At 63.9% G+C, this 25971-nt stretch carries 29 protein-coding genes and 1 pseudogene; 10 read left to right on the top strand and 20 right to left on the bottom strand.

Annotated features, from left to right (window positions below; genetic code table 11):
• Window positions 1–176 (top strand): annotated as a pseudogene (locus BJ122_RS19690) (IS481 family transposase); the annotation flags it as partial.
• A 45-nt stretch (window positions 177–221) separates the two neighbouring features.
• Here BJ122_RS19690 and recA read toward each other — a convergent pair.
• The 3 genes from recA to BJ122_RS16915 all read right to left on the bottom strand — a co-directional run bounded on the left by recA (window position 222) and on the right by BJ122_RS16915 (window position 2643).
• Window positions 222–1310, bottom strand: a complete 1089-nt coding sequence (gene recA, locus BJ122_RS16925) for a recombinase RecA (RefSeq protein WP_110782362.1) — start codon at window positions 1308–1310, stop codon at window positions 222–224.
• Between the two features lie 163 nt (window positions 1311–1473).
• The gene (locus BJ122_RS16920; RefSeq protein WP_245407773.1) at window positions 1474–1911 is read right to left on the bottom strand and encodes a virulence factor; all 438 of its coding nucleotides are present in this window, start codon (window positions 1909–1911) and stop codon (window positions 1474–1476) included.
• Between the two features lie 402 nt (window positions 1912–2313).
• Entirely contained in the window at window positions 2314–2643 is a 330-nt protein-coding gene (locus BJ122_RS16915; RefSeq protein ID WP_103012555.1) for a DMT family transporter, read from the bottom strand.
• Window positions 2644–2923: 280 nt separating this feature from the next.
• Here BJ122_RS16915 and BJ122_RS16910 point away from each other — a divergent pair, with 280 nt between their 5' ends.
• On the top strand, window positions 2924–3124 hold the full coding sequence (locus BJ122_RS16910; RefSeq protein WP_110782360.1) for a hypothetical protein: 201 nt from the start codon (window positions 2924–2926) through the stop codon (window positions 3122–3124).
• A 57-nt stretch (window positions 3125–3181) separates the two neighbouring features.
• Here the strand turns inward: BJ122_RS16910 and BJ122_RS16905 are convergent, their stop codons facing one another.
• Together BJ122_RS16905 and BJ122_RS16900 are read right to left on the bottom strand one after the other, a co-directional pair.
• Window positions 3182–3364: a hypothetical protein gene (locus BJ122_RS16905; RefSeq protein WP_110782359.1), complete on the bottom strand. Its 183-nt coding sequence runs from the start codon at window positions 3362–3364 to the stop codon at window positions 3182–3184.
• A gap of 109 nt (window positions 3365–3473) precedes the next feature.
• Entirely contained in the window at window positions 3474–3662 is a 189-nt protein-coding gene (locus BJ122_RS16900) for a hypothetical protein (protein WP_110782358.1), read from the bottom strand.
• Between the two features lie 287 nt (window positions 3663–3949).
• Between BJ122_RS16900 and BJ122_RS16895 the strand changes: the two genes are divergently transcribed.
• Together BJ122_RS16895 and BJ122_RS16890 are read left to right on the top strand one after the other, a co-directional pair.
• Window positions 3950–4282: a hypothetical protein gene (locus tag BJ122_RS16895; RefSeq protein WP_110782371.1), complete on the top strand. Its 333-nt coding sequence runs from the start codon at window positions 3950–3952 to the stop codon at window positions 4280–4282.
• Window positions 4283–4480: 198 nt separating this feature from the next.
• Window positions 4481–4831, top strand: a complete 351-nt coding sequence (locus tag BJ122_RS16890) for a hypothetical protein (protein WP_110782357.1) — start codon at window positions 4481–4483, stop codon at window positions 4829–4831.
• Window positions 4832–5924: 1093 nt separating this feature from the next.
• Here BJ122_RS16890 and BJ122_RS19340 read toward each other — a convergent pair.
• The 5 genes from BJ122_RS19340 to BJ122_RS16865 form a co-directional block, all read right to left on the bottom strand.
• Entirely contained in the window at window positions 5925–6089 is a 165-nt protein-coding gene (locus BJ122_RS19340; RefSeq protein ID WP_181418977.1) for a hypothetical protein, read from the bottom strand.
• Window positions 6090–6171: 82 nt separating this feature from the next.
• Window positions 6172–6498 carry a hypothetical protein gene (locus tag BJ122_RS16880; protein ID WP_347337815.1) on the bottom strand — a complete coding sequence of 109 codons (327 nt, stop codon included), beginning with the start codon at window positions 6496–6498 and terminating at the stop codon, window positions 6172–6174.
• 808 nt (window positions 6499–7306) lie between these two features.
• Complete coding sequence (locus BJ122_RS16875; RefSeq protein WP_110782355.1) at window positions 7307–7990, bottom strand: DsbA family oxidoreductase; 684 nt, start codon at window positions 7988–7990, stop codon at window positions 7307–7309.
• Between the two features lie 212 nt (window positions 7991–8202).
• Window positions 8203–9135: an SET domain-containing protein gene (locus BJ122_RS16870; protein WP_110782354.1), complete on the bottom strand. Its 933-nt coding sequence runs from the start codon at window positions 9133–9135 to the stop codon at window positions 8203–8205.
• 118 nt (window positions 9136–9253) lie between these two features.
• Complete coding sequence (locus BJ122_RS16865) at window positions 9254–10000, bottom strand: TetR/AcrR family transcriptional regulator (protein WP_110782369.1); 747 nt, start codon at window positions 9998–10000, stop codon at window positions 9254–9256.
• 173 nt (window positions 10001–10173) lie between these two features.
• Between BJ122_RS16865 and BJ122_RS16860 the strand changes: the two genes are divergently transcribed.
• On the top strand, window positions 10174–11580 hold the full coding sequence (locus BJ122_RS16860; RefSeq protein WP_110782353.1) for a carotenoid oxygenase family protein: 1407 nt from the start codon (window positions 10174–10176) through the stop codon (window positions 11578–11580).
• 303 nt (window positions 11581–11883) lie between these two features.
• On the top strand, window positions 11884–12180 hold the full coding sequence (locus BJ122_RS16855; RefSeq protein ID WP_110782352.1) for a hypothetical protein: 297 nt from the start codon (window positions 11884–11886) through the stop codon (window positions 12178–12180).
• A 34-nt stretch (window positions 12181–12214) separates the two neighbouring features.
• Here BJ122_RS16855 and BJ122_RS16850 read toward each other — a convergent pair whose 3' ends face one another.
• Together BJ122_RS16850 and BJ122_RS16845 are read right to left on the bottom strand one after the other, a co-directional pair.
• On the bottom strand, window positions 12215–12937 hold the full coding sequence (locus BJ122_RS16850) for a DUF429 domain-containing protein (protein WP_110782351.1): 723 nt from the start codon (window positions 12935–12937) through the stop codon (window positions 12215–12217).
• A gap of 239 nt (window positions 12938–13176) precedes the next feature.
• Window positions 13177–14829 (bottom strand): fumarate hydratase, encoded by a 1653-nt coding sequence (locus tag BJ122_RS16845; RefSeq protein ID WP_110782350.1) that lies wholly within the window; start codon window positions 14827–14829, stop codon window positions 13177–13179.
• 397 nt (window positions 14830–15226) lie between these two features.
• On the opposite strand from BJ122_RS16845, the gene BJ122_RS16840 reads away from it, so the two are divergent.
• A complete protein-coding gene (locus BJ122_RS16840) occupies window positions 15227–15697 on the top strand; it encodes a hypothetical protein (protein ID WP_110782349.1) in 471 nt (156 codons plus the stop codon).
• 208 nt (window positions 15698–15905) lie between these two features.
• Window positions 15906–16109, top strand: coding sequence for a hypothetical protein (locus tag BJ122_RS16835; protein ID WP_027278049.1), 204 nt, complete (start codon window positions 15906–15908; stop codon window positions 16107–16109).
• Between the two features lie 222 nt (window positions 16110–16331).
• Here the strand turns inward: BJ122_RS16835 and BJ122_RS16830 are convergent, their stop codons facing one another.
• The 8 genes from BJ122_RS16830 to flgB all read right to left on the bottom strand — a co-directional run bounded on the left by BJ122_RS16830 (window position 16332) and on the right by flgB (window position 23649).
• Complete coding sequence (locus BJ122_RS16830; protein WP_110782348.1) at window positions 16332–17327, bottom strand: Tim44 domain-containing protein; 996 nt, start codon at window positions 17325–17327, stop codon at window positions 16332–16334.
• A 129-nt stretch (window positions 17328–17456) separates the two neighbouring features.
• Window positions 17457–20036 carry a cell cycle histidine kinase CckA gene (gene cckA, locus BJ122_RS16825; RefSeq protein ID WP_110782347.1) on the bottom strand — a complete coding sequence of 860 codons (2580 nt, stop codon included), beginning with the start codon at window positions 20034–20036 and terminating at the stop codon, window positions 17457–17459.
• A 139-nt stretch (window positions 20037–20175) separates the two neighbouring features.
• Window positions 20176–21246 (bottom strand): flagellar biosynthesis protein FlhB, encoded by a 1071-nt coding sequence (gene flhB / locus BJ122_RS16820; RefSeq protein WP_110782346.1) that lies wholly within the window; start codon window positions 21244–21246, stop codon window positions 20176–20178.
• A gap of 11 nt (window positions 21247–21257) precedes the next feature.
• Complete coding sequence (gene fliR, locus BJ122_RS16815; protein WP_027278053.1) at window positions 21258–22028, bottom strand: flagellar biosynthetic protein FliR; 771 nt, start codon at window positions 22026–22028, stop codon at window positions 21258–21260.
• An 88-nt stretch (window positions 22029–22116) separates the two neighbouring features.
• A complete protein-coding gene (locus tag BJ122_RS16810) occupies window positions 22117–22380 on the bottom strand; it encodes a flagellar biosynthetic protein FliQ (protein WP_103012543.1) in 264 nt (87 codons plus the stop codon).
• Window positions 22381–22441: 61 nt separating this feature from the next.
• Complete coding sequence (gene fliE / locus BJ122_RS16805; RefSeq protein ID WP_027278055.1) at window positions 22442–22771, bottom strand: flagellar hook-basal body complex protein FliE; 330 nt, start codon at window positions 22769–22771, stop codon at window positions 22442–22444.
• A gap of 14 nt (window positions 22772–22785) precedes the next feature.
• Window positions 22786–23211, bottom strand: coding sequence for a flagellar basal body rod protein FlgC (gene flgC / locus BJ122_RS16800; RefSeq protein WP_110782345.1), 426 nt, complete (start codon window positions 23209–23211; stop codon window positions 22786–22788).
• A 30-nt stretch (window positions 23212–23241) separates the two neighbouring features.
• Window positions 23242–23649, bottom strand: coding sequence for a flagellar basal body rod protein FlgB (flgB, locus tag BJ122_RS16795; RefSeq protein WP_110782368.1), 408 nt, complete (start codon window positions 23647–23649; stop codon window positions 23242–23244).
• Between the two features lie 366 nt (window positions 23650–24015).
• On the opposite strand from flgB, the gene BJ122_RS16790 reads away from it, so the two are divergent.
• Both BJ122_RS16790 and fliP read left to right on the top strand, forming a co-directional pair.
• Window positions 24016–25185, top strand: coding sequence for a flagellar biosynthetic protein FliO (locus BJ122_RS16790; RefSeq protein ID WP_110782344.1), 1170 nt, complete (start codon window positions 24016–24018; stop codon window positions 25183–25185).
• Window positions 25182–25943 carry a flagellar type III secretion system pore protein FliP gene (gene fliP, locus BJ122_RS16785; RefSeq protein ID WP_110782343.1) on the top strand — a complete coding sequence of 254 codons (762 nt, stop codon included), beginning with the start codon at window positions 25182–25184 and terminating at the stop codon, window positions 25941–25943. The genes BJ122_RS16790 and fliP overlap by 4 nt, the downstream gene beginning before the upstream one ends.
• The last annotated feature ends 28 nt before the right edge of the window (window positions 25944–25971 follow it).

The following is a 25971-nucleotide window of genomic DNA, read 5'->3' as shown; positions in this document are numbered from 1 at the left end:
GCCTCTGGCAGGTGCCACGCGCCTTGCGCGGTGAACGCCTCGCCGTGCGGCCGCTCGACCAGGACGGTCGCTATGGAATCTTCTTCGGATCGTGGTCAGTCGCAACGATCGACTTGACCACGCCCAAAAGTGTCAGTGATGTCCCCGAACAGGTGTCCGACATGTCCCCGGGCTAAACAACAAGCGCGGGCATGACGAGTCAATGGCAGGAACCGTTGGTATTATTCGTCGACCGGCTCTTCGCCTTCGGCGTCGCGCTCGGGCAAACCGGCCAGAATCTGATCGGCAATCAGCCCGGAATTTTGCCGGATCGCGGCTTCGATCTTGGCGGTGACATCCGGATTGCTGCGCAGGAAGGTTTTGGCGTTCTCGCGGCCCTGGCCGAGCCGCTGGCTGTCATAGGAGAACCAGGCGCCGGACTTGTCGACAATGCCAGCCTTGACGCCGAGATCGAGGATCTCGCCCATCTTGGACACGCCTTCGCCGTACATGATGTCGAACTCGACCTGCTTGAACGGCGGCGCCAGCTTGTTCTTCACCACCTTGACGCGGGTCTGGTTGCCGATCACCTCGTCGCGCTCTTTGATCTGGCCGATCCGGCGGATATCGAGCCGCACCGAGGCGTAAAATTTTAGCGCGTTGCCGCCGGTGGTGGTTTCCGGCGAGCCATACATCACACCGATCTTCATCCGGATCTGGTTGATGAAGATCACCATGGTGTTGGACTTGTTGATCGAGGCGGTCAGCTTGCGCAGCGCCTGGCTCATCAGCCGCGCCTGCAGGCCGGGCAGCGCGTCGCCCATCTCGCCTTCCAGTTCCGCGCGCGGCACCAGGGCGGCGACCGAGTCGACGATCAGCACATCGACCGCGCCGGAGCGCACCAGCGTATCGGCGATTTCCAGCGCCTGCTCGCCGTGATCGGGCTGCGAGATCAAAAGCTCATCGACATTGACGCCGAGCTTGCGGGCATAGATCGGATCAAGCGCGTGCTCGGCGTCGATGAAGGCGCAAATGCCGCCCTTCTTCTGCGCCTCGGCGACGCAATGCAGCGCGAGCGTGGTCTTACCGGAGGATTCCGGGCCATAAATCTCGATGATCCGACCCCTGGGCAGACCGCCGACGCCGAGCGCAATGTCGAGCCCGAGCGAGCCGGACGACACCGTCTCGATCTCCATCGCCCGATCGTTCTTGCCAAGCTTCATGACCGAGCCCTTGCCGAACTGACGTTCGATCTGAGACAGCGCGGCGGCCAATGCCTTGGACTTATCCATAGAAGATCCTTCAACGATACGCAGGGCGGATGCGGACATTGGTCGTGCTCCTTTTGAACGGGATTCGCAACGGCCACGGCGGTGGCGCACAGATCTTTGGCTCGGGAGCAATGTACTCTATTTGTTCCCTGTTCGCAATATGTTCTTTTTGGAGAAGCGCCCAGCAACCGAGTTGGCGTTAAGTCACGGAAACCGGCCTGACCTAGCCGGTCTTCGTCGCTTTGGCGGCATCCAACTCCGGCTCCTGTTCCGCGATCGCTGGCAGGAGGTCGTTGTGCTCTTCAATGCGGAGCATCCGAATGTCGCGCACGGCCTTACCGAACCAGGCGTGTTGCTTCTGGAGGTCCTGAACCGCCAGCACGCAATTGACCGGCGTGACATGGTCGTTGCCGAAATAGACACTGCCTTGCTGGCGCGCAAAACCATGCGCCTCAAACACTTTGCGGATGTCTTCGTAGGCGTTGTTGTAGCTGTCGTTGTGGTAATGCGCCTTGAGCGTCTCAATATCGAGATCGAACGCGATCGCGTACATCCGTCCCCCCGCCGGCTTCCTGACACTGTCCCAGAAGCTGTTGTGGCCGAGGCCCGGAACAACCGACAGCTTTGCTTTCTGACCGGCACTCGGACGACGATACTTCATATCGCACTCCTGGGTTGCGGCGATCTTGGCCTAACGAACTGTGCGGCGCTGTTTCAGATTGGATATAGGCCGACGGATTGAAAAAGAAACCGTTGAGATCAAACGGGAATGCGGATCGCCGCGACGGCACATAGGCCACGGCACGCCTCGCCCTTCTCACTCCATTTGACCTCGCCTCGAAAAGTTCCACCTATTGGGACCATCCACCCGCAAGGAGCCCCCAATGGCGATCGATCTGAAAGACCTCGAGCAGCGGCTGAGGAAGCTCGAGCGCGACTAATACCAACGGAAATTGATACCAACCCATCCGCACGTCATGGCCGGGCTTCGTCCCAGCCATCCACGTCTTTGATCTTGCGGCGCTTTCAAGACGGCAGCGGCGGGATTGCTTACGATCGGTCTTCAATGCCCCGCGGCATTGGAGAACAGATTGATGACAATCACGCCGCCGATGATCATCGCGATGCCGCACAGCGCGGCGATGTCGAGCTTCTGCCCCATAAACGCCCAAGCCGCGCCGGCGATCAGCACCACGCCAACCCCGGACCAGATGGCGTAGGCGATCCCGGTCGGCAGCGTGCGCAGCGTCAGCGACAGGAAGTAGAACGACACACCATAGCCGACCACGGTCACCAGCGTCGGCCCGAGCTTGGTGAAGCCGTCCGACAGTTTCAGGAAAGTCGTCCCGATCACTTCGGCGATGATGGCGATCAGCAGAAAAACATAGGTCATCGGCGCTCGCTCGCGGTGTCCCAAAGGCGGTTCCGAGCCATCAGAACCGGTTTGCTTAGTTCAGACGGTAACGCTTTTTCATGACGCGAACCGGAAACGACGCAGCGTGACCACACGCGCTTCCGTGATGATCTTTAGCAGCACTGTTCCTGTAGAAAGCACTGGCATTCGCCCGCCACAGGTTCATACTCACGGCCTTACGGGAAAGCCGCCGCCGGCGATGACCGGCACAGCCAATACAACGCGCGCTCCCGCCACCCAGCAGGGGAGGACGTCGCGCATGACCCAATATCGGGTGCACGATCCTTTGTCATGGACCGCCGCCGAACTCGAGGCAGAGGCGATCCGGCTGCGCCAGGAAGCCAAGACGCTGCCGGGCGGCCTGGAGCGCAACAGCATGCTGATCGAAGCGCGGCATTTGGAAGCCGCCGCGCAGCTCGACGGCTGGCTCAATTCGCCAGGGCTGCAGCCGCCGCGCTGACCAGGGCCCGCTGCCATGGCAGGCGGGGCCCGATCATCACCGCGGCGACAGCGTCGGTCATTTCGCCTGCGGCAGGCTCCAGATGACCGCCAGCATCACCGGCACGGTGATCGCCGAGAACATCAGCCATTTCAGGATGCCCGCCCCGACGCTGCGCCGGAACGCGCGCAAGATCGGATAGGTGGTGATGATCCACGGCAGCACCAGGCCGATCACGACGGCATAGAGATAGAGATTCATCAGGCAGCCTCTCCGGCGTACGGTTCACACGGCGCCAGCTAGCTACAGTCCGCAGCCTCAGCGTCAATTGATCTTTCGCAGCGGCGACCAAACACCGCTGCCGCGGGCTTCACCCCTGTTCAAGCTCCAATTGATTGAGCGCCGTGGCCGGATAGCTGCGGCCATCGGGCGTGATGATCTCCACGTCCCAGCAACCGTCAGCGAGCAACTCGTTCGCCTTCTTGATCGCAGCGGCGACCGTCTCGCGATGCAGCGACAGCGCCCCGGAGGTGTCGATGGCGTTGATATGGAAGGTCATGTCGGCACTCCTCGTCCTTCGCTGGTGATCGGCACCGTTGCCGGCCCCACCCCCACGGTCGAACCGCCGACCGCAGGCCGCGGCGCCGGTCCAGCCTCGCGCCGCTCGGCCGATTTGACCACCAAGCGCGCGCGCAATCCCCATAGACTTTCTGGTGGTTCGAGACCGCCTTGTTCGCAGCGCGAGCATGTGCCCGGTCCCTCGTGATCACCCGAGGTCAACGGCCTCTTGCAATTTGCTCCGAACACGATTCTGCTGAGGCATCGCTTGCTTTGCGAGGAATGGCGATGGCCCAGCGCAATCAACAATCTGCAGCTCACAACTCGACGCCGCGTCACACCCTGTTTCGGCTGAAAGCGATCGCCAGCGAGCTACGGGCCAAGCAGGCCACCGACGCGACGGAGCGGCAGAATTGGGAAGAGCTGGCGATCGAATGGCACCTGCTCGCCAATCGCGCCCTTGAGACCCGCACGCGCGATCAGCAGCCCCAGGGTCAACCATCGCGCGCCGAACGCGCTGAGCCCGCCGACGAACCATCAACCGCGCGCGAGCCGCAAGGCATCGGTTACTACATCGACAGCCTGACCGGAGCGATGCACCAGGTCCAGCATCGACGCTAAGCCACCCTCTCCACCGCCTGCTCATTGCCTATGCCAGATGACGAATTGCCGCGTTAGCTGGCGGTCCCCGGCCAATAATGCGGCACCGTGATTTGAGCGAAATCAACGGTATTTCGAGCAATGTCAGATTAGCTGACACACCGGCGCATCCGTCGCTGGTGATCGGGTGGACGCTTACAGGTTGGAGGGGTCGAGAGGATGCGCGTTCCGACATTGATCGCAATACTTGCCGCTACGGTTGCGCTCGCGGGCTGCAATCAGAAATCCGGCGAGGTCGGCCCCAAGGGCGAGCCGGGTGTCGCCGGTCCTGTGGGCCCCGCTGGTCCTCCCGGCGTCTCCGGCAGCAGCATCCGCACCGTGACGTCCGAGAGCTGCGCCGCCAATGGCTGCCCGACCAAGTGCGCCGAGGATGAGACGCTGATCTCCGCCATCTGCGTCGGCCCGACCAGCGCGAAATTCAGCGACAATCTGCAGATCGAAAACGGCATTCTCACCGCTCGCTGCGGTCCCAACGCCGCCCGCACGATCGCAACCTGTGCCCGAAAATAATCGTAGTCCCACGATCGCCCAAGACCGCTCACAGCGGTTTTGGGCGTTCGAGGTCTGCATTTTTCAAAGGATAACAGTGTCCGGTTCTTGACGCCTCGCCACTACCCATGCACCAGTACTTGCAGCGAACGTCAGGAAAACCGGCCAATATTGCGGAGAATCTCGCACCATTTGATCTAGATCAAACGATCACGCTTCTGTCGGCGCCCTGTTCGCCGTCATGGCTCATTTCATCTACCGATGTCCGCGCACCCGCATGAACGTTCAGGCCTGGCGGCAGGATAACTGCCCCCCAGAACAGAGCGGCGAGTACGAGGCCTTCGAGTGTCCGGCTTGCACCCGACTGCACTTCATCAATTGTGCGACAGGCAAGCTGCTCGGCGATAGCGGCGATTGAAACGTGCGCGTCACCACCGGATCGGGAAGAAGATGACCAGGATGACAACACCCCAGCGGCACGCCGCTGGGAGCGGGAGCAGGCGCCACCAGGAGCCCGTCGGCCGATCATCACCGGATGACCTAGATCAATTTTTGCGCGATCGCTGCTAGCCTAGATAGAAGCAATGTGGCAATCAATCGAAAGCGCTCCTTACGATCAGGACCTTGAGCTGGCTGTCATCGACGATGACGGCCCTCACGCTTTGGTGTTCCCGTGTCGACGGACCAAACAAGGCTGGGCCGATTCGAAGAGCGGCAAACCCGTGGAAGTCCGCCCGACCCATTGGCGGGAATGGCGCCACCTGACCTACGGCTGATGCGCGGCCGGCTGACCTTCGGTCAGCCGCAGCCCTGATAGCTGAGCATTCTTAGCTCAGAGCCGGCCGGTTTCGACGCCGGCTGAGGTAGTATCCATTGGCTCACACAGCATCGGCCGATGCGGATTGGTCAATCTAACTAGCCGCTCCATGATGGCCGCGGCCGGATCCCAAGCCGAGCTCCCCCCTTAGAATTCCGGATCGCGGCAATTCATGTGGGCGTGTGCAAGCACGCTGGAAGTTTCGCCATCCAGAACTTCGCGATCAAAACGCGCGTCAGCACTCAAGGCAGACCGTCACAGCACGAACTCGGTTCTGAAAGCATCGGAACCAAAACGCTAGGTGCGGCTCTTCTCGGCCTTCTCGGATCTGATCAGGCTCGCCAGGGTGGCCTCTTCCTGGGCGAGCAATTTGATAATCGTCTGCCGCTTGCAGTCGTCGATATCTGTGGCGAGCAGCCTGCGGTAGTGCTCGATATTCAGCCTAGCCACGCTCTTGTCCATTGCGAACAACCTCGTCGCTGCACTCGGCCTCCGGCTCCGCGCAAAACCTGTGATGGCCGCGATGATCGCGCGCCACCCACTGTCAATTCGCGGCGTTACCGGTCTTGTTTTTCGGTTTAGCAGAGGCCCGAGCGGGCTCCGTGCCACGAACATCGCCCCAAGGGTCGGACGATGCCTTGCTGTCCGGGATCTTTCTCAGCGAGTCTCGGTAGGCTTTTTCCGCAATTCGTTCCTGTTCGATTTCCTCGGCGCTCTTGCTCTTGAGTTCAGGAATCAGATTGACGTTCGGCATCTGCGCGACGGCGGTGCTCGCCAGCATCGACCCGCCAACAAAACATCCCGCAACCAAGCCAAGCGCGGGCCGCAGCCATCGCTTCGGCATCGACGGGTCATGGGTTGACTGAGCCATTGCTGTTCTCCTCACGCCTCGCATCCGCAGCTCGCCGTGGCCGCTGCAGATTGGCTCGACCGTGGCACGATCTTCGCAACTACAGATCGGAATGACTGCTGTTGCAGATGGCTGCGGCAAGCCCGAGGACCATAGATCACTGTCGCGCTGGTTTTCAAGCTACGGAGAGTTGATGCAATTGGTCACGGCGTTACGCCGCAGGCATAGCTCGACTGTTAGCCAGCCCCCGCCGCGCCGCTGCCGATAGCGGCAGATTCGCCAGCCATGGTTAAGACCGCGAACCACGTTTGGCCAAACTGAACGCATTGCTCGGGTGTTTGGGCGCCGGCCGCGATGCGCTCAAGCGCATAAGTTCCGCGGTCCGCTATCCGCTCCGCTCACGAACCATTGATCAAGCGCCCTGCTCGGCACTGACCGCCTGATCGTTAGCGCTACTGAGCGCGCATGCGGCGCGACTAACTGATCCAGCAGTCCGCATAGGATGAGCGTCATACCAACGGCTCCTGCCATTGACTCGTAATGCCCGCGCTTGTCGCGGGCATCCACGTCTTGAAAGCGGCGCAAGATCAAGGACGCGGATGGCCGGGGCGGAGCCGGGCCATGACATGCAGATGGATTGGTATCAATTTCCGTTGGTATCATACACTTTGAGTATTCGTGACTTGAGTATTCGTGACGCTCACGCCGCCGCGCACACCCACCTTTGCCGCATGACCGGCATGGCACCGGTCACGCCGCACTGCATCGCATGATGTTGGCCATTGCATCGCGGCGGACTTGGCGCGGCTTGAACCGGCCGGGCGCCGTGTCAGATCCCCCAGGCGAGATCGTCCTCGGCGTTTTGTTCCGCCGCGACATGGCGGATGGCGCGCAGCAATTGTTCCGGCGGCTGCGCACCGGTCAGCGCGTAGCGGCGACCGAACACGAAGGTCGGCACGCCGGAAATGCCGCGCTCGGCGGCGTCCTTGGCCTGCGCGCTGATCAGCGCGACGTCGCGGTCGCTGTCGAGCCACGCGCCGATCTGGTCCGGCTCCAGCCCGCAATCGGTCGCAGCCTGCAGCAACACTTGGCGGTCGGTCAGGTCACCGCCATCGCGGAAATACAATTCCATCAGCCGCTGTTTCATGGCGGCTGCCGTTCTGGTGCCGCCGAATTCTTCGGCCCAATGGATCAGCCGATGGCAATCAAGCGTGTTCGGTTGGCGCCGCACCAGTTCCGGCCGGTAGTTCAGCCCTTCTGCCGCGGCTTCCTCGGCGATCCGGCCGGCGATCCGTTGATAGCCTTCGACCGAGCCGAATTTCGCGGTGAGATAGGCATCGCGGTCCATGCCCGCAGCCGGCACCCAGGGATTGAGAAAGTAAGGCCGCCAATGCACTGTCACCGGCACATCGCCGAGCTGCTGTAGCGCGCGGTCGAGCCGCCTTTTGCCGATATAGCACCACGGGCACACCACGTCGGACACGACGTCGATACGGAGTGGTTTGACGATCATCGCCTGTCCTCCCCTCAGCCAGCGCTATCTTCGTCGCATTGCCGGGCGCTGCGCAAGAGTTGCGCGGCCTGGATCGAGATCATTTGTGGGAAGCGATGATGAGCGCACCCAAGCCGCGCCGCCATCCAGAAGGGGCAAGGACGCAGCGCGCCAGCACGGCGCGCGCGGGAGCATTGATGCCGCTGTGCAGCAACGGCGCAGCGCGGCGGCCGTTACGCTTTGCGTGCGCGCTTGCTGGCGGGGCGCTTGGCCTGCTTCGCCTTGGTGGCGGGTTTGGTGGCCGCCTTCGCCTTGCTGGCGGTGGTGTGTGCTGACGCTGTGGCCTTCGACGAAGCCTTGGACGATGACTTGGCCTTGGACGAGGATTTGGACGAGGACTTAGACGAGGACTTAGACGAGGACTTGGCCTTGCTGACCGTGTTGGTCTTGGTGACAGCCTTGGTCTTGGTCGATGCCTTGCTGTTACCAGCCGCCTTGCCGTTGGCAGCTTTGGTCGTGGTGGTTTTGGTCTTGGTAGTTTTGGACTTGGTGGTTTTGGACTTGGTGGTTTTGGACTTGGTGGTTTTGGACTTGGCCTTGTCGGCAGCGGTCTTGGCCTTGGCCTTGGCCTTGGTCTTGACCTTGTTGGCCACGGCGCCCTTGGCCTTCTTGGTCTTGGCGCTGCTGGCCTTGCCGTTGTTCGATTTGGCCTTGTCGGCGGCGCGTTCGGCCTTGGCCTCGGCCGCCTTCTTGGCGCGCTTCTTCTCGCAGGCGTCGCATTTGCAGCCGATCGGCTTCAAGAACGCCTTAAAATATTCGGTGCCGTAGTCATAATTGATCTCGTCGCCCGGCTCGATCTTCTTGATCGCGCGGATGATCACCTTGCGCTTGCGGACATTGACGTCCGACTCCGCATTCGGCTTGCAGGAATGGTTGATGTAGCGCGCGATGTTCTTGCGGATCGAGCCGTCGATGGTCCAGCGCTTGTTGATCTGGAACAGATACTTGTTCTCGATCGCGTCGTGTTTCTCGTTATGCGCGTCCAGCAGCGGCCCAAAATAGCGGATGATCTTGGTGCCTTTTTTGATCGGCTTGGTGGCAAACAGGCCGAGCCCGGTGCGGGACCGGCCGATGCGATACGGCTTGGACTCTGGAATCGGGGGCATGTGCGGGACAAAGGCTTGGTGAGCAGAAAAGGCGGCGCGCGAACGCGCTGTTCTAGTGCGATTCCGCGCAAATGTCAGCGCATTCGCAAGGGGCCGCAGCGGCGACCTGCCGCCGCGCTCAGGCCGGGGGCCGCAATGGCGCGGTCAGCACCGCGCCAAACAGCGTTTCGGCATCTACGCCAGGCGGCAGCCGCTGCAGGATTTCCGCGAGCCGGCCATCGAGCAGCAGCGTGGTATAGCCATGCACCAGCGACCAAGCGCGCACGATGCCGGCGGCCTGATCGAGCGACAGCGACTGGCTGTCGACCGCCTCGCGGCGCAGATCGCCGATCGTGCCGGTCAGCCCGGCAAAGGCGGCGTTGGTGGCATCGCGCAGCGCCGGCCGATTGAGATCGAGCCGCTCGGTGCGAAACATCAGTAGATACATCGCCGGATGGGCGCGCGCATAAGCAAGATAAGCCCGCGCCCTTGCCGCGGCCTGTTCGAGCGGCGTGGCCGCGCCGGCCGCGGCCGCCACCATCGCCGCGTTGAACCGCGCAAAGCCGATCGCCGCCAGATCGCTGACCAGCCCGGTGAGATCGCCAAAATGATGGGTCGGCGCCGCGTGCGACACGCCGGCCTCGCGCGCGGTGGCGCGCAGCGTCAGCCCGGCAAGGCCGTCGCGCTCCAAAATCCGTTCGGCCGCGACCAGCAGCGTATCGCGCAGCGCGTGGTGATGATAACGCACCTCGGCACGCCGCGCGCTGCTGCGCACGCCAAGTGGCGACGTTTGCGGCGCCGACGTTTTCGACGCAGCTTTGGGTGCGGGGACCGCTTTGGGCGCGGCTTTGCGCGGCGCCTTCGTGGACGCCTTCTTGGGCGCCATTGCGGCTTTCTTGACCTTGGCCCGCGCCGCGGTTGCCTTGTCCCGTGCGGGTGAACGTAGCTTGGCCATTTCAGTTCCGGTTCACGATCATGACACTGTCAAGTTATTACCTTGACGGTGCGGAGGTCCATTCCTAGCCTAACTAGACAGCGTCAAGATGGCGAGGCCGCGCGATGTCGCAACGTCACAACCTGTCGTCGATCGACCGCAGCAATCTGGCACCCATTCAGATTGAATGCGACGCCGATTTTTTGCCCGTGTTCGGGGAACTGCCCCGCGAGCTGAACGGCACGCTGTATCGCAACGGCGCCAATCCGCAGTTTGAATCGCCGGGCGCGCATTGGTTCTTCGGCGACGGCATGCTCCATGCCTTCCGGATCGATAATGGCCGGGTGTCCTATCGCAATCGCTGGGTGCGCACGCCAAAATGGCTGGCGGAACACGACGCCGGCCGGCCGCTGTTCGGCGCCTTCAACCGCAAACTGCCGGACGCGCCGTCCTCGGTCACCGATGATGGCGGCGTCGCCAACACCAACGTGCTGTTTCATGGCGGCCGGCTATTGGCGCTGGAGGAAGGCCATCCGCCGACCGAGATCGATCCTGACACGCTGGCGACGCGCGGCTATCACGATTATGGCGGCGCCATCACCGGGCCGTTCACGGCGCATCCCAAAATCGATCCGGTGAGCGGCGAGATGCTGTTCTTCGGCTACAATGCCGGCGGACCGCTGACCGCGCGCATGAGTTTTGGCGTGATCGACCGCGATGGCAAAGTTGCACGTTTCGAGCATTTCAAGGCGCCGTTTGCGGCGATGGTGCACGACTTCATCGTCACCGCGCGCTATGTGCTGTTTCCGATCCTGCCGCTGACCGGCAGCCTGTGGCGCGCGTTTCGCGGCAAGCCGCCTTATGCCTGGGAACCCGGCAAAGGCGCTTATGTCGGCGTGATGCCGCGGGCCGGCTCGCCCAAAGACATTCGCTGGTTCCGCAGCGAAGCCTGCTTTGTCTTCCATGTGATGAATGCCTGGGACGATCGCGAGCGCATCATCGCCGACGTCATGCAATCCGAGCAGGCGCCGCTGTTTCCCGACGTCAACGGCCATCCGACCGATCCGGAGCGATCGCGCGCACGGCTGTGCCGCTGGACCTTCGACCTTGCCGCCAATAGCGATCGGTTCCAGCGCACCTATCTCGACGACACCACCGGCGAGTTCCCGCGCATTGATGATCGCTTCACCGGACTGAAAACCCGGCACGGCTGGTACGCCAGCGCCAACCCCGCTTCGCAGCTGCTTGGCGGCATGAGCGGGCTGGTGCATGTCGATCATCACACATCGACACGCGCGCACTACCGCCTGCCCCCCGGCGATACCACGTCCGAGCCGGTATTCGTGCCGCGCTCTGCCAATGCTGACGAAGGCGACGGCTGGCTGCTGGCGGTGCTATGGCGCGCACGCGACAAGCGCAGTGATCTGGCGGTGTTCAATGCCACCGATCTTGCCAGCGGACCGATCGCGCTGGTGCAGCTCGGCCACCGAATTCCCGATGGCTTTCACGGCAATTGGGTGGCCGCGCGCTAATCGCCGCGTGCGTCACATGATAAAGACAGCGCGGCCTCATAGCAGCGGTCGGCTGTCATGCGCTGTTAACAATCGCGTAGCAACGGCGCGCCGCGGCGGAGCAATCGCGGTCCTGCACTAGCTCATGGTTAGTCGTGGACTGATCGTCGCACGCTCTTGACGTTTGCCATTTCCATCGCGCGATACCGTTTCGGCTACGGCTTTCGCTGCGACCGCGAAATTTCCTTGTTGCCGAACCCTGCGATGTATTATGAGGGACGCCGATCCCGTGCCGGTCGCGCATGGGGCAATAGGGAGAGAGCAATGTCCGTGGATGGCAACTGGAATATCACGATGAGCACGCCGATGGGCGATCGGCAGGCGACGCTGTCGCTGCAGAGCTCGGGCGGCACCTTGACCGGCACGCAGGCCGCTGATGGCGATTCCGGCGAGATCTTCGACGGCACCGTGAATGGCAACGACGTGGCCTGGAAGCTGTCGATCACCAATCCGATGCCGCTGACGCTGGCCTTCACCGGCAAGGTGGACGGCGACAACATGGCGGGCGAAATGGGCATCGGCCCGATGGGCTCGTTCCCGTTCAAGGGCAGCCGCGCCTAAGCTGACCGGAGCGCGCTCTTAGCAGCGCGCCACTTCAGTACCAGATCTGCATCGGCAGACCATGATCGTCCCGAGGCGGCTCGCCTCGGGGCACACACCGCTCCGAACGATCGCCGCACCGCTCTGTTCGATCAAACGCGGCGAGATCACGCGCTGCCAGCGCACAGGCGCAGGCATCGAGCACATCATCGGCCTTGGCGCCGCTGCCGATCCGCGCGCTTGCTAACCAATCATCGATTTGCACGACACCTCTCCCGATCAACAGATCGCGGCGCAGCTTGAGGCCATCAGCCGAGTGCTTTGACGGCAATGGCCGCTCGCCATTGAGGCGGCGGAACACCAGCTCCGGGTGGCTCTCGCGCAGATCGAGATCGCGGTGGCTGCACACGAACCGATCGACCTCGATGATTTTGGGGCCGAGATGCCAGAGCTGCAGCGACACCCGCGCCTGGCCGCGCAGCGCTGCGGCTTGATTGGCTTTGGCAAAATCCTGCGGATAGGCGAAGTCGCGCCACAGCCAGCGCCGCGCGCCGGAAAATACCCGACTGCCATGGGGCCGCAGCAGCGCCCGCGCCTCACGATCGCAGGCGCGCTCGCCATCGTCACTAAGACCGATCGGAATATCGATCGCCGCAATGGTGAAGCGCTGCGATCGCAGCCAGGAAATGTCGGGAACAAAATCGATCGCGGCGCGGTCGCCATGAAGCGTGACGGCGACCCAGCCCTTGCGAAAACCATCAAGACCGATGGCGATCATCGCACCGCCCTCGCACTCAAGAGGCACGCCGTCTCATACCAGCAGCCCTCCATTGTGAGCCGTCATGCCCGCGCTTGGCGCGGGTATCCACGTCTTAAAATCGCAGCAAGGCGTGGATGGCCGGGACGAGCCCGGCCATGACGTGCGCAGTGGTTAGTATCATCCGTCATTCCGGGGCGCTCACGAAGTGAGCGAACCCGGAATCTGATCGCATCGATCTCAATAATTGAGATCGCGCCTCAACCCAGATTGAGTTCCTGGAAGAAGTCGTTGCCCTTGTCATCGACGATGATGAAGGCCGGGAAATCGACGACGTCGATCTTCCAGATCGCTTCCATGCCGAGCTCCGGATATTCCACCACCTCGACCTTCTTGATGCAGTGCTCGGCGAGATTGGCCGCGGCGCCGCCGATCGAGCCGAGATAGAAGCCGCCATACTTCTTGCAGGCTTCGCGCACTGCTGGCGCGCGGTTGCCCTTGGCGACCATCACCATCGAGCCGCCAGCGGCCTGGAACTGATCGACAAAGCTGTCCATGCGGCCTGCGGTGGTCGGGCCGAACGCACCGGAGGCATAGCCTTCCGGCGTCTTGGCCGGGCCGGCGTAGTACACCGGATGGTTCTTAAAATAGTCCGGCAGCGGCTCGCCGTTCTCCAGCCGCGCGCGCAGCTTGGCGTGGGCGGCGTCGCGCGCCACGATCATGGTGCCGGTCAGCGACAGCCGGGTCTTGATCGGATGCTTGGCCAGCGTCGCCAAAATGTCCTTCATTGGCTGGTTGAGGTCGATCTTCACCACCTCGCCGCCGAGTGCCTGCTCGACCTCCGGCAGATATTGCGCCGGGTTGTGCTCGAGCTGTTCGAGATAGACGCCGTCCTTGGTGATCTTGCCGACCATCTGCCGGTCGGCCGAGCACGACACGCCGATGCCGATCGGCAGGCTGGCGCCATGGCGCGGCAGCCGGATCACGCGCACGTCGTGGCAGAAATATTTGCCGCCGAACTGCGCGCCGACGCCGAGGCTTTGCGTGATCTTATGGATCTCGCGTTCCATCTCGAGGTCGCGGAACGCGTTGCCGAATTCCGAGCCCTGGGTCGGCAGCGCGTCGAGATATTTGGCCGACGCCAGTTTCACGGTCTTCATGGTGCTTTCGACCGAAGTGCCGCCGATCACGATCGCGAGGTGATAGGGCGGGCACGCCGCGGTGCCGAGCGTCAGCACCTTTTCCTTCAGGAACGCCACCAGCCGGTCCTTGGTGAGCAGCGACGGCGTTGCCTGGAACAGAAAGCTCTTGTTGGCCGAGCCTCCACCCTTGGCCATGAACATGAACTTATAGGCGTCGTCGCCCTCAGCGTAGATCTCGCACTGCGCCGGCATGTTGTTGGCGGTGTTCTTCTCCTCGAACATCGACAGCGGCGCGACCTGCGAATAGCGCAGATTGCGGCGCAGATAGGCGTCGCGCGCGCCTTCCGACAGCGCCGCCTCGTCATCGCCATCGGTGATGACGTTGGCACCCTTCTTGCCCATGATGATCGCGGTGCCAGTGTCCTGGCACATTGGCAGCACGCCGCCGGCCGAGATGTTGGCATTCTTCAGGAAATCGAGCGCCACGAACTTGTCGTTGGCGCTGGCTTCCGGATCATCGAGGATGGCGCGCAGCTGCTTGAGATGGCCCGGGCGCAGATAATGGTTGATCTCGCCGAATGCGGCCTCGGCCAGCGCGCGCAGCGCCTCGCGCTCCACCACCAGCATGTCGCGGCCGAGCACCTTCTCCACCCGCACCCCGGCGCTCGAAATCTTGCGATAGGGCGTCTCGTCCTTGCCGAGCGGAAACAGCGGGGTGTGCTTATAGGGCGGAACCGGCTTTTCGGACGGAATGGCGGTGGGAGCGTTCATCGGCGAGCCTCGGCGGTGGGGGAAATGCGGGCTCTGTCTAGGCCTTTTCGTCAGGATTTTGAAGGGTTCGAAACGGGAGCCGCCGGGCGAGCCCGTAGCCCGGTCGAAGCCCGTAGCCCGGATGGAGCGCAGCGCAATCCGGGACAACCGAGGGGACGGCTTTATGGCCCCGGATTTCGCTACGCTCCATCCGGGCTACAGATAACTCTGAGTACCCCCACCCCGGCCTCCGCTTCGCTCGGCCGACCCTCCCCGCAAGGGGGAGGGAAATCGCTGGCTCACATCGGAAAATCACTGACGTGACAGCTGGGGAGATCGTCGCGGCACCACGCCCCCGCCCCGCTTGCATTCTGCCGGGCCCCGGCTCAGTCTGCGGGAACCTTGAGGAGACCGCCCGATGTCGATCTGTGTGCCCCGCCTCAGCGCGGCGGCTTTGGTGCTCGCTGCCATGCTGGCCGCGCCCGGCAGCGCCCGTGCCGATCGCTGCGACGATACCGCCGCGCAGCTGAAAGGCCAGATCGAGGGGCTCACCATCGGCAAGACGGTCGCCAACACCATCTATCTCGACCATCCGGCCGCCAAGCAGCTGCGGCTCGGCTGCCCAAGCCGCACCATCAGCAACGAGCTGTTCGCCACCGCCGACAGCCGCAAGCCGCAGCCGGCGTTCTTTGAGCTGGTGGCGAGCGCCGCGGCGATCGTGTTCACCATCCCGAAACCCGACACGCTGCGCGGCGCCAAGCGCTGCATCGGCCGGCTCGGCCTGCTGCGCGGCGATGACGTCAAAACCAGGTTCCGCCGGCTCGACATCCGCTGCAACCGCACCAAGACCGAGGCGTCGATCTCGATCTCGCGCGGCAAGGACGAGTAGCGCACAGCTTTGGCGGCCGAGCCGCACAAACCTCGTGATGTTCCTGGGACTTACCGGCGATTGCGCGGCTTTTGAGCGAACCGCGCCATGCTTGGTTCAGCATCCAGCGACAATCGCCGCGATCCTTCAAATTGCCCCGAACGGATTCACGACTCGTTGGCTGGGCGGGCGCAGGGTCGTTGGGCGAGACCAACGAAGGATGTTCACGATGAGCGTTTCCAGCGTCACGGCGTCACCTCCCCCGCCTCCGCCGCCCCCGGCGCAGAAGCCGGCCGACGCCAAGGTGGACGAAGCGAAGGTGAACCAGGCCCAGGTGAAACCGCAAGCCGAGGCTTCCGATACGCGCGACCAGGCGCCCTCCAAGCCGCCGCTGCCGCCCGGCCAAGGCACCCGGGTCGACATGATCGCCTGAGCGGCGTTCAAGTCGGCACCATCAAAGGTTCGTCATGCCCGCGCTCGCGCGGGCATTTACGTTTGGGCGGTTGCGCTTTGGCCAAGCCCCACCGATCAGCCCCGCCTGGCGGGGCTTTTGCGTTGCTGGGGTCCGGTCCGCCTCCCCCAATCTGCCTCCCCCAACAAAAAAGGCGCCGCTGCGGGGGCAGCGACGCCTGAATTTGTGTGATGCAGCAGCCTGTTAGACCTGCTGGATCGCCGACAGCTCCCAATCCGAACCGCGGCGGCGCGCAAAGGTCCAGACCTCGGTCGCTTCGGTCGGCTGATCGCTGCCCTCGACGATCTTGCCCGAGGCGTCGACGGTCTTGTCGACCAGCGAGAACCGCATCGCCACGGTGGCGTAGTCGGTTTCGCCCTCGCGCCAGGCTTCGGCCAGGTCGCCCTGCAGCAGCTTGACGTCGGACACCTTGTTCTCGACGCCGCGCGACTTGTTGGCCGCGAGGTCGTTGCTGAAGTACGACACCATTTCCGGGGTCGCCAGCATGTGCAGGTGACCAATGTCGCCCTCCGACCAGGCGCTCTGCACGTCGCTGAGCAGGCGCTCGAACGCCTCGTAGTCGGCCGGGCCAATCTCCAGCGGCGCGCTGGACGAGCCGAAGCCGAAGCCGGCGGCGTTGCGGTAGTTGGCCTGCGGGCCGGGGCCGATTTCCGGACCGGCATTCGGGCCAGCGTTCGGGCCGGCATAGGCCGCGGCGTTGGCATTGGCATTGCGACGCTGCCACCACATCATTGCCAGCCGCACCACCACCACGATCAACACGATCTGCAGCAACAGACCGATGATCGAGGACAGGCTGCCGAGGCCGCTGAACAGCCCGCCGCCAAACAGCATGCCGAGCAGGCCGGCGCCGAGGAAGCCGGCGGCGAGGCCACCGAGCATGCCCATACCGGGCCGATTGAAGAACCCACCCTTATTGGGCTGGGCCGCCGCGGCCGGACCGCTCATGCCCGGGCTGCCAGGCTGCGCCATGGAACGGTTGAAAGGCTGCGCCGCGCTCGGCGCAGTGCTGGTGCTCGGCGGCGCCGAAAACGTGCGCGAGCCGCGAGATCCAGAGCTGGAGCCACCACCGACCCGAGCGTCGGCCGACGAGGCCGCAATAATCGATGCGGGCAGGGCCAGCGACAATGCGACGGCAATGGCACCGACCAATCCGCGGGTACGTTGCGTGAACTTCATGGATTCTCCCTCTAATCCCGGTATCGGGAAGTGCCATTTAGATGGGCGGAAGCCTTCTAAAAGGGAAGCCATCATAATGTCTCAGTGCTGCGGCGCTCGGTCGCGGTACCACCGATACCGGCCGACCGATCAGGCTTCCGCCATGGTCTCCTTGACCGCCGCCACCAGCTGGCTGAGCGTGAACGGCTTGGCCAGGAAGGCAAATTGCTGGTTTTCCGGCAGGCTCTTTTCAAAAGCGTCCTCGGCATAGCCCGACACGAAGATGATTTTCAGCTTCGGGTTGCGCTCGCGCATCGTTTTGAGCAGCGTCGGGCCGTCCATTTCCGGCATCACCACGTCCGACACCACCAGATCGATCACGCCGTTCTGTTCCTCGAGCGCTTCCAGCGCCTCGATGCCATTGCCGGCCTCGATCACGGTATAGCCGCGCGAGCGCAGGCCGCGGGCGTTCAGGGACCGCAGCCCCTCCTCGTCCTCGACCAGCAAAATGGTGCCCTGCCCGGTCAGATCCGGCGCGCGCGGCTTGCTCTCGGCCTTCGATTCGCCGTTTGAGGTTGCGGTAGCCGCGGCCGGCTCCTGCAGCGCGGCGTTCTCGGCTTCCTTCTCGACATTGTGGCGCGGCAGCAAGATGCGGAACGTGGTGCCCTTGCCGGGTTCGGAATCGACATAGACGAAACCGCCGGTCTGCTTGACGATGCCATAGACCGTGGACAGGCCAAGGCCGGTGCCCTTGCCAACTTCCTTGGTCGAGAAGAACGGCTCGAAAATCTTGTCCAAAATGTCGGGCGGAATGCCGGTGCCGGTATCGCTGACGTCGATCCGGACATAATCGGCCGGCGGCATGCCTTTATAAGACAGCCGTTCGGCTTCCTGCGCGGTGACATTGGCGGTGCGCACCGTCAGCCGGCCGCCATCGGGCATGGCGTCGCGGGCGTTGACCGCGAGATTGACGATCACCTGCTCGAATTGCGAGACGTCGACCTTCACCGGCCACAGATCACGGCCATGCACCAGATCGAGCTTGACCTTCTCGCCGATCAGCCGGCGCAGCAGCATGGTGAGATCGGACAGCGCATCGCCGAGATGCAGCACCTGCGGCCGCAGCGTCTGCCGGCGCGAGAACGCCAATAGCTGGCGCACCAGCGTCGCGGCGCGGGTGGCGTTCTGCTTGATCTGCATGATGTCCTGGAACGACGGATCGGTCGGCTTGTGCGCGTTCAGCAGGAAATCATTGGCCATCATGATGGCCGACAGCACGTTGTTGAAGTCGTGCGCGATGCCGCCGGCGAGCTGGCCGACGGTGTCCATCTTCTGCGCCTGGTTGATCTGGTTTTCCAGCGCGCGCCGCTCGGTGGTCTCCAGCAGATAGACGATCGCCGCTTCGGCGTCGCGCTCGTCTTCTTCGATCGCGGTGACGAAGAACTGGCCCCAGCGCTCGCGCTGGCTATCGAGCAGCGCCTCGACCGGCGCGATATCGCCCTGCCCTTCGGAAGCGAGCTTGATGGCATCGCTGAGCCGGCTGCGTTCGCGCTCATTGACCGCCGCCAGAATCGAGCGCGCCACCGCGCCGCTCGAACTGAGGCTCTGCGCCAGCTTGGCAAAGCGGGCATTGCCGCGCACCACCGCGCCGGTCTTGTCGACGGTGGCGATCGCCATCGGCGTATGATCGAAGAAACGCATGAAGCGCACTTCGGCGGAGCGCTGCGGATCGGAGCGTTCATCGCGCGCCCGGCTGATCACCAGCGTGCGCGACGGCCCGGCAATGCCGTCGGCGCCGAACGCCAGCTTGTGGAACAGCCGCGCCGGCATGGTGCGGCCGTTGCGCATGCGCAGATCGACGTCGAACACCTCGGTCTTGACCTCGCCCGGCGCCGCGATCAGCGAGGTCAGCAAGGCCGCTCCGTCGCCCGACATGATGTCGCCGAGCTTGAGGCCGCCCGAGCCGATCTCGGCGAGGTCATGGCCGAGCCAATCGGCCAGCGTGGCGTTGACATAGACCAGATCGCCCGCGGCATTGACCGAGAAGAACCCGGCCGGCGCGTGGTCGAGATATTCGATGGCGTGCTGCAGCTCCTGGAACACGTCTTCCTGGCGCTCGCGATCGCGGGTGATGTCGGCGAGCGACCAGACCGTGAATTTCGCATCGTTCTTGGAGGGGCCGAGCGGCCGCACCCGCATCCGCAGCCAGCGCCCGGCGGCGCCATCGGCACCGGCGACCCGCACCTCCTCGGAATGACGCTTGGCCTCGCGCGCCGCCTTGAGCAGCCGGAACACCGCCTCCGACACGTCGGGATTGCCGATAAACACCCGCTCAACCGGCCGCACATCCTGCGCGCTGGTGGCGCCGGTCAGGCTCAGATAGGCTTGGTTGGCATAGACGACATGGCCGCGGGCATCGGTGACCGCGAGGCCATCGAAGGCGTGCTCGGCCATCGGCCGCATGATCGGATCGTCGGCGACCCGGTCCGCGAAGCGCACGATCCCGGCCGCGAATGCGAACAGCATGAACAGCCCGACCATCGCCAAGAGCGCCAGCGAGCCGACGATATAGGGCTGGGCATGAGCGCGGCCGAGCGTCATGAACGCCAGCGCCGCCGCCACGATCGCGCCGGCGATCAGCAGCACCAAGGCAATGCTGCCGCCGCGCCGCGGCGGCTCCGCAGCGGCCTGCGGCTCGCCGGAACGACCCTGTGATGTCTCGGTGATCATCGGCGTTATCTATCCCGTCGAGCGGTCCTGCAGCACGGCATGTGATCCGAGTCTGAGTGCCTGAATCGGAGCCTTCCGCGCAAGCTGGTCATAAGCGCTTTACCGTCATTTTGCGGTTCCGGTCAGCCTTTTCATCCGCTCAGCGGCTAAACGGGCTGCGCTTGAGCCGCATCACATAGCCGATCACTTCCGCCACCGCCTGATAGTGCTCGACCGGGATCTCCTCGTCGATCTTGACGGTGGCATAGAGCGCCCGCGCCAGCGGCACGTTTTCCACGATCGGCACGTCATGCTGCTTGGCGACTTCGCGGATCCTGAACGCCACCTCGTCAACGCCCTTGGCGACGCAGACCGGCGCGGCCATGCCGCTCTTATAGGACAGCGCCACCGAATAGTGGGTCGGGTTGGTGATGACCACCGAGGCATCGGGCACCGCCGCCATCATGCGCTGGCGCATGCGCTGCTGGCGCAGCTGCCGCAGCTTGCCCTTGATGTGCGGGTCGCCTTCGGACTGCTTGTGTTCTTCCTTGATCTCCTGCAGCGACATCTTCTGCTTTTCGAACCACTGCCGATACTGGAAGAAGAAGTCGGCGATCGCGACCAGGGCCAGCATCGCCACCACCGCGCCCATCAGCTTCACGGTCAGCGACAGCGTGGTGCTGACCACGCTGTGGATGTCGAAATGGATCATGGCGTCGAGCCGGTCGCGCTCCGGCCACAACACCGCGACCATCACCACGCCGAGCGCGATCACCTTGAACAGGCCCTTGGCAAAATTCGCCCAGGCCTGCTTGCCGAACACGCGCTTGGCGCCTTCCATCGGCGAGATCTTGCTGAATTTCGGCTTGAGCGATTCCGCCGAAAACACCAGCCGATGCTGCAAAATGTTGCCGGCGATCGCCGCGATGGTCAGCATCAGCAGCGGAATGCCGATCGCGCCCATGGTGACGTACAGCAGCGTCTTGGTGAGCGCGAGCAGCCCATGGCCGTCGGTGCTGATCATCCAGGAGTTCTCGATCAGATTGCGCATCGGATTTTCCAATCCGCCGCCGATCGAGCCCGCAAATGTCGACAGCACCAGCGTGCCGCCCGCCATCATGAACCAGGTGTTGACCTCCTGGCTTTTGGCGACATCGCCGCGTTTATGAGCGTCGTCTAATTTTTTTTGTGTCGGGTCTTCTGTTTTTTCTTCTGATGCGTCATCGGCCATGGGTCAGCACCTCATGTCCGTGGCATCAGCTGATGGAGCACCCCGATAAAGTATTCCATAAAGGTGCCCATCATGGTGGTCAGCACCGCCGCCAGCACCATCAAGCCGGCGACGATCGAAAGCGGCACGCCGATAAAATAGACCTGCATCTGCGGCATCAGCCGCGCCAGCACGCCCAGCCCGATGTTGAACACCAGGCCGAACACCAGAAACGGCGCCGACAGTTGCAGCCCGATCTTGAACGCGCCGGTGAAGGCCCGCGTCGCCAGCGCCGCGACGTCGCCGCTCGGCAGCATCTGCCCCGGCGCAAACACCTTGTAGCTCTCGTTGAGCGCGGCAATCACCAGATGATGGCTGTCGGTGGCAAACAGCAGCGCCAGCCCGAGCAGCGTCAGAAAATTGCCGACCAACAGGCCCTGCTGGCCTTGGGTCGGATCGACCGCCGTCACGAAGCCGAGCCCGAGCTGCTGCGCGATCACGGTGCCGGCAACCTGCAGCGCCGACAGCGTCACCCGCGCGGTCGCGCCGAGCACAATGCCGATCACCACCTCGTGCAGCATCAGCACGATCAGCGGCGCGAGCGATTGCATGTCGATCTGATAGGCCGAGCGGTGCAGCGGCAGGATGATCAGGGTCAGCGCCAGCGCGATCGACAGCTTGATGCGGGTCGGGATGTTGGTTTCGCCAAACCCCGGCATCAGCATCATCATGGAGCCGATCCGCGCGAAGGTCAGCAGGAATGCGGCGGCCAGTGTCGGCAGAAAGGAGATGTCGATGGTCATCGCGGCCCGGCGCGAGAAACTCGCGTCGCCCTTGGCTGTGCTGGGAGGCCCGGTCCGGCGTGCCGGCGAAGGCCAAGCCGATCATGCGTCAGCCCCCGATGATTCGCGACGAAATCCGCATCATGTAGCTGTGCATCGCATCCGCGATGAATGGCAATGCCAGCACGAAGGTCACGAAGATCGATAAAATCTTCGGCACGAACACCAGCGATTGTTCCTGGATCTGGGTCAGCGCCTGCACCAGCGAGATCACCACGCCGACCACCAGGCCCACCGTCATCAGCGGCGCCGACACCACCACCATGGTCCACACCGCGTCGCGGGCAATATCGATAACTTCCAAGCCGGTCATCGTCGTATCCTTGTCATTGCAACCGGCGCGTCTTCGACAGCACGCCACGTGACCAGCATGGTCAGATCGTCATCCGCATGATTTCTTCGTAGGACTGGATCACCCGGTCGCGCACCGAGACCAGCGTCGACACCGCCACGTCGGTCTCGGCCACCGCCGTCACCACATCCATCACGTTCGATTTGCCGGACGCCATCGCCATGGTCTGGGCATCGGACTTGCGGCCGGCATCGAGCACGTCGCCCGCGGCGTTCTTCAGCAGTTCGCCAAAGGACGGGCCGGTGGCATCGACCGGCTTGACGCCGGCGACCGGACCGCCGCCCCCGCTGCCGGAACCGATGATCCGGGCGAGGCTGGCATAGGCATTGGCGGCGACAGTGGGGCTGGCCATGGGCGGCTCCTAGATCACGCCTTGAGGATGTCGAGCGTGCGTTGAATCATCCGCCGCGTGGCGCTGATGATGTTGAGATTGGCCTCGTAGGACCGCTGCGCTTCGCGCATGTCGGTCATTTCGACCAGCGAGTTCACGTTCGGATATTTGACGTTGCCGGCCGCGTCGGCAGCCGGATTGTTCGGCTCGTATTTGATGCGGAACGCAGATTGGTCCGGTTTGATCCTGCCGAGCGACACCACGCGGGCGTCGAGCTCGCGGTCGAGCGTGGTGGTGAAGGTCGGCACCTTGCGGCGATAGGGATCGGCGCCCGGGGTCTGCGCGGTCGACTCGGCGTTGGCGATGTTTTCCGAGATCACCCGCATGCGCCCGGCCTGGGCGCGCAGGCCCGAGGTGGCGATCGCCATCGACCGCGAGAAGTCCATTGCGTTGTCGGTCATCGCTACGGCTCCTTAAGTGTTCGGTAACGATCAGCGCTTGCCGATCGCGGTCTTGAGCAGACCGAGGCTACGGCTGTAGAGCGAGGTCGCGGCGGCGTAATCCATCTGGTTCGACGACACTTTCAGCATCTCGTCCTCGAGATTGACGGCATTGCCCGCCGGGCGGGTCTGGAAGCCGCCCTTGCGATCCGCAAAACTCGTGGTGCCGCCGGTGGCAGCCAGATGCTGCGAACTGGTGCGCACCATCGGCAGCGACCCGATCGGCGAGCCGACCGGCGGCTGACCGTTGCGATCGAATTTCGGCTCGACCAGATCGCTCGGCTTAAAATTCGGCGTATCCGAATTGGAGATGTTGTTGGCGAGCACACGCTGCCGCTCCTGATGCCACTGCATCTTGGTGCGTAGCGCCGCGAGCGTGGGAAGATCGTTGATCGGCATGGCGTGCTCCATCTGAGTTCCTGAACCGGGCTCAGATGGGCAGAATTTGCCGCCCTCATGGTTAACAGCTGGTTAAGATTTGCCATATCCGCAGCGCTGCATAATAGTGGCGCCGAACCAGCCGGGGCGGGGCGAGGTCCAGCTGCGCCGTGGAGAGCACGTTAACCGCGTCTTAATGATGCGCGTTCGGCGTCAGAAGTCGTTTTGGTTCAACCGATTCCTGGTCTATTAGGAAAAGGGGCGGAGAACGCCGCCAATCGTTGGTGTTGGCAAGAGCCGAGTTGGTCGTCGTCCGAAAGCATCGCAGCATCGATAGATGCCAGCGCGCGCGGGCACGGATCATGTGTGAATTGCCGGGGATGAGGCATGCAGTCGCCAGTTGCTTTCTTTTTTGCATTTGTCGCCGTTTTGGCGCTGATCGGCTTGGCCGCCTGGCTGGTCCGCCGTTTTGGCGGTAGCCGGCTGGGCACAAACGCCAATCGCGGCCGCATGCCGCGGCTGGCGGTGATCGACGCCGCAGCGGTGGACGGACGCCGGCGGCTGGTGCTGGTGCGCCGCGACAATGTCGAACACCTGCTGATGATCGGCGGGCCCTCCGACATCGTGATCGAGCCCAATATCGTGCGCGCCACCCAATCGCGCGATCAGTTGCCGCAGCGCCCGGTCGGCGCCGAGACCGCGCCGCGGGTCGCCCCGCTGGAAGCCAATTGGGAGCCGGAGGCGGCCGAGCCGTTCGAGCCGCAGTTGCCCGAGCCGCCGCCGCCCTTGATGCCGCCCGCGCCGATGCCGTCCGCCCCCGCGCCGATGGCGTCCGCCCCGATGCCGCCGGCGCCGCCGCCGATGCCTCCGGTGCCGCCGCGCATGCAGCGCCCGTCGCGCCCGCCGTTCGCGGAAGAACCGCGCCGGCCGATGCCGCCCGCGCCCGAGCCGCGCGTCAGCGACTCGATCGCCGCCATTCATCCCGAGCCGATCCCCCGTCCCGAGGAGCCGCGCCGTCCCGAGCCGATGCTGCGCCCCGATCCGGTGCTGCGGCCGGAGCCGCCGCTGCGTCCCGAATTGTCGGTGCGCGTCGAGCCGGCGCCCCGCCCCGAGCCGCAAGTCCGCCCCGAGCCGCGCCTCGACAACACCCCCTCGCGCCAGGCTCGTCCTGAACAGATGATGCCGCGCCCGCCGCGCGAGCCCGCCTTCAAGGGCCTGCGCGCCTCCGAGCGCCAGTCCCAGCCGCCGGTAGCGCCGGCCGCCGCGGCTGCGGCCGCTGCTGCTGCGCCCACGCTGTCCTCGGCCGACCAGAACCTCGCCGACATGGCACAGCGGCTGGAAGCTGCGCTGCGTCGCCCGATGGAAAGCGCACGCCCGGCCGAGACCGCCGCAGAGCCGCGGGTCGGCGCGCCCTCGGTCGCCCCTGAGGCACCGGCCCGCACCCAGCCCGACAACGCGCCGCAGCCGCCGGCAGCAGACCCCTCGATCAAGGCCGGTTTCGAGAGCCTTGAGGACGAGATGGCCTCGCTGCTTGGGCGCACGAAGACGCCTTCGTGAGCCCCGCCAAAACACCGCGTAGAGTTTTTGCAGTCCTAATCACCCTCGCCGCCGCCGGATCGCTGATCGATCCGGCGAGCGCGCAGGATATCAGCATCAATCTCGGCGGGCCGGGCAACGGCAGCGTCACCGAGCGCGCGATCCAGTTGATCGCGATGCTGACGGTGCTGTCGATCGCGCCGTCGATCCTGGTGATGATGACCTCGTTCACCCGGATCGTGGTGGTGCTGTCGCTGCTGCGCACCGCGCTCGGCACCGCGACCGCGCCGCCCAATGCGGTGATCCTGGCGCTGGCGCTGTTTTTGACTGGCTTTGTGATGGGGCCGGTGCTGCAGAAATCCTACGACGAAGGCATCCGGCCGCTGGTCGCCAATCAGATCACCGTCGAGCAGGCCTTTGAGCGTGCGGTCGAACCCTTGCGCGGTTTCATGCAGAAGAACGTGCGCGAGAAGGATCTCAAGCTGTTCATCGACCTGTCGGGCGAACCGCCGCCGCCGACCCCGGACGCGATGTCGCTGCGTATTCTGGTGCCGGCCTTCATGATCTCGGAGCTGAAGCGCGCTTTTGAGATCGGCTTTCTGTTGTTCCTGCCGTTCCTGATCATCGACCTGGTGGTCGCCTCGGTGCTGATGTCGATGGGCATGATGATGCTGCCGCCGGTGGTGGTGTCACTGCCGTTCAAGCTGATCTTCTTCGTGCTGGTCGACGGCTGGTCGCTGGTGGCAGGCAGTCTGGTGCAGAGCTACGGCAACACGTAGCTCTCATTGAGCACTGCCGCGCGCCGTC

Source organism: Rhodopseudomonas faecalis, from assembly GCF_003217325.1.
Classification (GTDB): Bacteria; Pseudomonadota; Alphaproteobacteria; order Rhizobiales; family Xanthobacteraceae; genus Rhodopseudomonas; species Rhodopseudomonas faecalis.
The sequence above is the reverse complement of the archived record's forward strand: the minus strand, read 5'-3'. Positions and strand labels throughout refer to the sequence as shown.